Consider the following 5103-nt stretch of genomic DNA (forward strand, 5'->3'; position numbering starts at 1 on the left):
GAGGAGAGCACGTGAGCGAGCCTGCGAGCTCACCAATGGACGCAGCAGCGCGGCGCGAACGCGCCGACGAGCGCAGCGAGGAGAGCACGTGAGCGCGGCTGAACTGGAGAGCGCAGGGGACGGAGTCCTCGGCGACGTCGACATCCACACGACCGCCGGCAAGCTGGCGGACTTCGAGCGTCGCGTGCAGGAGGCCACCCACGCGGGCTCCGCGCGCGCCGTTGAGAAGCAGCACGCCGCGGGAAAGATGACCGCCCGCGAGCGGATCGAGGCGCTGCTGGACCCGGGGTCGTTCACCGAGCTCGACGAGCTCGCCCGGCACCGCTCGACCAACTTCGGCATGGACTCCAAGCGGCCTTTCGGGGACGGCGTCGTCACCGGCTACGGCACCGTCGACGGCCGCCCGGTCTGCGTCTTCTCCCAGGACGTCACCGTCTTCGGCGGCAGCCTCGGCGAGGTCTACGGCGAGAAGATCGTCAAGGTGCTCGACCTGGCCATCCGCACCGGCTGCCCGATCATCGGCATCAACGAGGGCGGCGGCGCGCGCATCCAGGAGGGCGTGGTGGCCCTCGGCCTCTACGCCGAGATCTTCCGGCGCAACGTGCACGCCTCCGGCGTCATCCCGCAGATCTCGCTGGTGATGGGCGCCGCGGCCGGCGGGCACGTCTACTCCCCCGCGCTGACCGACTTCGTCGTGATGGTCGACCAGACCAGCCAGATGTTCATCACCGGCCCCGACGTCGTGAAGACCGTGACCGGCGAGGACGTCACGCTCGAGGAGCTCGGCGGCGCCCGCACGCACAACACCAAGTCCGGCGTCGCGCACTACCTGGCCGAGGACGAGGCCGACGCCCTGGACTACGTCAAGGCGCTGCTGTCCTACCTGCCGAGCAACAACCTCGACCCGCTGCCGGCCCTCGAGGTCGCCCCGGCCGACACCACGCACGACGGCGTGACCGACGAGGACCGCGAGCTCGACACCTTCATCCCCGACTCGGCGAACACCCCCTACGACATGCACACCGTGATCGAGCACGTGCTCGACGACGGCGAGTTCCTCGAGGTGCAGCCGCTGTTCGCGCCGAACATCGTCGTCGGATTCGGCCGGGTCGAGGGACGACCGGTCGGGATCGTGGCCAACCAGCCCACCCAGTTCGCCGGCACGCTGGACATCGACGCCAGCGAGAAGGCGGCGCGGTTCGTGCGCACCTGCGACGCCTTCAACGTCCCGGTGCTGACCTTCGTCGACGTCCCCGGGTTCCTGCCCGGCACCTCCCAGGAGTGGGAGGGGATCATCCGCCGCGGCGCGAAGCTGATCTACGCCTACGCCGAGGCGACCGTCCCGAAGATCACCGTGATCACCCGCAAGGCCTACGGCGGCGCCTACGACGTCATGGGCTCCAAGCACCTCGGCGCCGACCTCAACCTGGCCTGGCCCACCGCACAGATCGCCGTCATGGGCGCGCAGGGCGCTGTGAACATCCTCTACCGGCGGGAGCTGGCCGACGCGGACGACGCCGAGGGCCGCCGCGCCGAGCTGATCACCGAGTACGAGGACGCGCTGCTCTCGCCCTACATCGCGGCCGACCGCGGGTACGTCGACCAGGTGATCCGGCCGTCGGAGACCCGCATCGAGGTCACCAAGGGGCTGCGGCTGCTGGCCAACAAGCGGCAGACCCTGCCGCCGAAGAAGCACGGGAACATCCCGCTGTGACACCGTCGTCCTCCGGACGACACCGCGACCAGGTGCCGTCCCCCGACTCCAGCGCAGCCTCTCCGTCGCTCGATCACGGAGACCCTCCGGGCCCCCACTCCCCGCGACCACTGCTGCGGGTGGTCAGGGGCGAACCCTCCGCCGAGGAGCTCGCCGCGCTCACCGTCGTCGTCGCCGCCCTGGCTCAGCGGCGCCCCCGTCGCCGACCGACCCCGGTCGGGGCCTGGGCGTCGTTCGGGGACGCTCACCGGCGTCCGCTGCGTCCCGGCCCCGGTGGCTGGCGCGCCTCCGGGCGGTTCGCATGAGCGTGGACCGCAGGCTGGTGCTGGCCTCGGCGTCCCCGGCCCGTCTCGCCCTGATGCGCCAGGCCGGGCTGACACCCGAGGTGGTCGTCAGCCAGGTGGACGAGTCGACCGTGCGGGCGGCGCGGGTCGGCGAGCAGGTCGCCCTGCTGGCCGCGGCCAAGGCCAAGGCGGTCGCCGAGCAGGAGACCGACGCGCTGGTCGTGGGCGCGGACTCGCTGCTCGAGTTCCGTGGGAAGCCACTGGGCAAGCCCGCCGACGTGCACGACGCCCGCGACCGCTGGCAGCGGATGAGCGGCAGGAGCGGCGTGCTGCACACCGGCCAGGCGCTCTTCGACGTCCAGGACGGCCAGGTGGTCGGCCGGGACGTCGCCGTCGTGTCCACCGTCGTCCACTTCGCCAGCCCCACGCAGCGGGAGATCGAGGCCTACCTCGCGACCGGCGAGCCGCTGGCGGTGGCCGGCGCCTTCACCCTCGACGGGCTGGGCGCGCCGTTCGTCCGGCGGGTCGAGGGCGACCCGGCGGCGGTCATCGGCCTGTCGCTGGCCACGTTGCGCACCCAGCTCGCCAAACGCGGGCTGGCGATCACCGACCTCTGGCGGCGCTGAGCCTGGCTCGTCCGCCCCACCCGCTGTCGATGCAGCACGAACCCGAGGGAGAACACCGGTGCAGAAGGTCCTGATCGCCAACCGTGGCGAGATCGCGGTGCGCGTCGCCCGCGCCTGCAAGGACGCCGAGCTGACCAGCGTGGCCGTCTACGCCGAGCCGGACCGCGACGCGCTGCACGTGCGCGCGGCCGACGAGGCCTTCGCCCTCGGGGGGACGACGCCCGGGGACTCCTACCTGGTGATCGACAAGATCCTGGACGCCGCCAAGCGGTCCGGAGCCGACGCGATCCACCCCGGGTACGGCTTCCTCTCCGAGAACGCCGACTTCGCCCAGGCCGTCATCGACGCCGGCCTGACCTGGATCGGGCCGTCGCCCGAGGCGATCATCGCCCTCGGCGACAAGGTGCAGGCCCGGCACATCGCGACGAAGGCCGGCGCCCCGCTCGTGCCCGGCACCAAGGACCCGGTCGGCGGCGCCGACGAGGTGGTCGCGTTCGCCGAGGAGCACGGCCTGCCGGTCGCCATCAAGGCGGCCTTCGGCGGCGGCGGTCGCGGTCTCAAGGTGGCCCGCACGAAAGAGGAGATCCCCGAGCTGTTCGACTCCGCCGTCCGCGAGGCCGTGTCGGCGTTCGGCCGCGGTGAGTGCTTCGTCGAGCGCTTCCTCGACAAGCCGCGGCACGTCGAGGCGCAGGTGCTGGCCGACACGCACGGCAACGTGGTCGTCGTCGGCACCCGGGACTGCTCCCTGCAGCGGCGCAACCAGAAGCTGGTCGAGGAGGCCCCCGCGCCGTTCCTCACCGACGAGCAGCGGGCGCGCATCCACGAGTCGGCCAAGGCCATCTGCGCGGAGGCCGGCTACCACGGCGCCGGCACCGTCGAGTACCTCGTCGGCGTCGACGGCTCGATCTCCTTCCTCGAGGTCAACACCCGGCTGCAGGTCGAGCACCCGGTCTCGGAGGAGACCAGCGGCATCGACCTGGTCCGCCAGCAGTTCCGCATCGCTGACGGCCTGCCGCTGGACCTCACCGAGGACCCGACGCCGCGTGGGCACAGCATCGAGTTCCGGATCAACGCCGAGGACGCCGGCCGCAACTTCATGCCCGCCCCCGGCCCGGTGACCCGGCTGGAGATCCCGCAGGGGCCCGGCGTGCGCTGGGACTCCGGCGTCGAGACCGGCGGCGAGGTCGTCGGCGCGTTCGACTCGATGCTGGCCAAGCTCATCGTCACCGGCGCCACCCGTGAGGAGGCCCTGCAGCGGGCCCGCCGCGCCCTCGACGAGCTGGTCGTGGAGGGCATGCCGACGGTCGTCCCGTTCCACCGGGCCGTGGTCCGCGACGACGCCTTCACCACCGAGCCGTTCACCGTGCACACCCGCTGGATCGAGACCGAGTGGGACAACCAGGTCCAGCCCCACACCGCCGCCCCGGCCGAGCAGGACGAGGACGAGCCGCGGCAGACCGTCGTCGTCGAGGTCGGCGGGCGCCGGCTCGAGGTGTCGCTGCCCGCGGGCCTGGCCGCCGGCGGGGGCGCTCCGGTGGCGGCCGGCGGGGCCAAGCCGCGCAAGCGCGGCGGCGGGCACGGCGGGTCGGGGACGTCCGGCGACTCCCTGACCAGCCCGATGCAGGGCACGATCGTCAAGGTCGGCGTCTCCGACGGGGACACCGTGGCCGAGGGTGACCTGGTCGTCGTCCTCGAGGCGATGAAGATGGAGCAGCCGATCACCGCCCACAAGGCCGGCACGGTCAGCGACCTGTCCGCCGAGGTCGGCGCCACCGTGACCAGCGGCGCGGTCATCTGCACCATCTCCGACGCCGGGTAGTCCCCGCACACGGCGAGGGCCCGCCACCGGTCCCCCGGTGGCGGGCCCTCGCCGGCCCCGTCCCGAGGCTCACCCCGAGCCTGCGAGGGGTGAGGAGGACGGCGGCCTCCTCGCAGGGGCCCACCGCGAGCCTGCGAGCGGTGGGGGGCAGGAGGGTCCTCCTCCTCAGCCGGTGGTCGTGTCGACCGTGCCGTCGGGCCGCTCGACGAGCGTGCCGTGCTGGAAGCGGACCTGCCAGCCGTCGCCGTCGGGCAGCGCGGCGTGGTCGGTCAGCGGGAAGCCGAGCGCCCCGGTCGGTCCCCCCTGCTGCAGCCAGTGCGTCAGGATCGCGCCCCGCACATCGTGGGCACCCGTCTTCGGCGACCAGTAGATGACCCCGCCCTGCAGCCGCACCAGCGCACCGGTGCCATCGGCCGTGCCGCCGTCATCAGCGACCGGAAAGCCCAGCACGGCCGGGCCGCCGGCGGCGACGTAGCGCTGCAGGATCGCCCCGCGCACCATCCGCGCCCCGGTGGCCGCAGACCAGTAGATCGAGCCGCCGGCGAAGTCGGTCCTCCACCCGCCGGGCACCGCGACGTCGTCCCCGATCGGGTAGCCGAGCATGCCGGTCTGCGCGCCCAGCGACCGCCAGCGCTCCAGGATCGCGCCGCGCACATCGTG

The 5103-nt window shown here is 73.1% G+C and carries 5 protein-coding genes; 4 read left to right on the forward strand and 1 reads right to left on the reverse strand.

Annotated features, from left to right (window positions below; translation table 11 throughout):
* The first annotated feature begins 88 nt into the window (after window positions 1-88).
* The 4 genes from BUB17_RS16385 to BUB17_RS16400 all read left to right on the forward strand — a co-directional run bounded on the left by BUB17_RS16385 (window position 89) and on the right by BUB17_RS16400 (window position 4443).
* Complete coding sequence (locus BUB17_RS16385) at window positions 89-1714, forward strand: acyl-CoA carboxylase subunit beta (protein WP_072919767.1); 1626 nt, start codon at window positions 89-91, stop codon at window positions 1712-1714.
* Window positions 1715-1833: 119 nt separating this feature from the next.
* A complete protein-coding gene (locus BUB17_RS16390; RefSeq protein WP_244277284.1) occupies window positions 1834-2019 on the forward strand; it encodes an acyl-CoA carboxylase subunit epsilon in 186 nt (61 codons plus the stop codon).
* Entirely contained in the window at window positions 2016-2624 is a 609-nt protein-coding gene (locus BUB17_RS16395) for a Maf family protein (protein WP_072919768.1), read from the forward strand. The genes BUB17_RS16390 and BUB17_RS16395 overlap by 4 nt, the downstream gene beginning before the upstream one ends.
* A gap of 58 nt (window positions 2625-2682) precedes the next feature.
* Window positions 2683-4443, forward strand: coding sequence for an acetyl/propionyl/methylcrotonyl-CoA carboxylase subunit alpha (locus tag BUB17_RS16400; RefSeq protein ID WP_072919769.1), 1761 nt, complete (start codon window positions 2683-2685; stop codon window positions 4441-4443).
* A gap of 165 nt (window positions 4444-4608) precedes the next feature.
* On the opposite strand, the gene BUB17_RS16405 is transcribed toward BUB17_RS16400, so the two are convergent.
* Window positions 4609-5103, reverse strand: a 495-nt coding sequence (locus BUB17_RS16405; protein ID WP_432416394.1) for an LGFP repeat-containing protein, incomplete at its 5' end; no start/stop codon positions are given.

Origin of the sequence: Geodermatophilus obscurus, from assembly GCF_900143215.1 — a bacterium.
GTDB classification, from domain to species: domain Bacteria; phylum Actinomycetota; class Actinomycetes; order Mycobacteriales; family Geodermatophilaceae; genus Geodermatophilus; species Geodermatophilus obscurus_A.

Bases quoted from the DNA above. Each gene is read 5' to 3' on its own strand.
- BUB17_RS16395 (WP_072919768.1), top strand. From the start codon at position 2,016: ATGAGCGTGGACCGCAGGCTGGTGCTGGCCTCGGCGTCCCCGGCCCGT.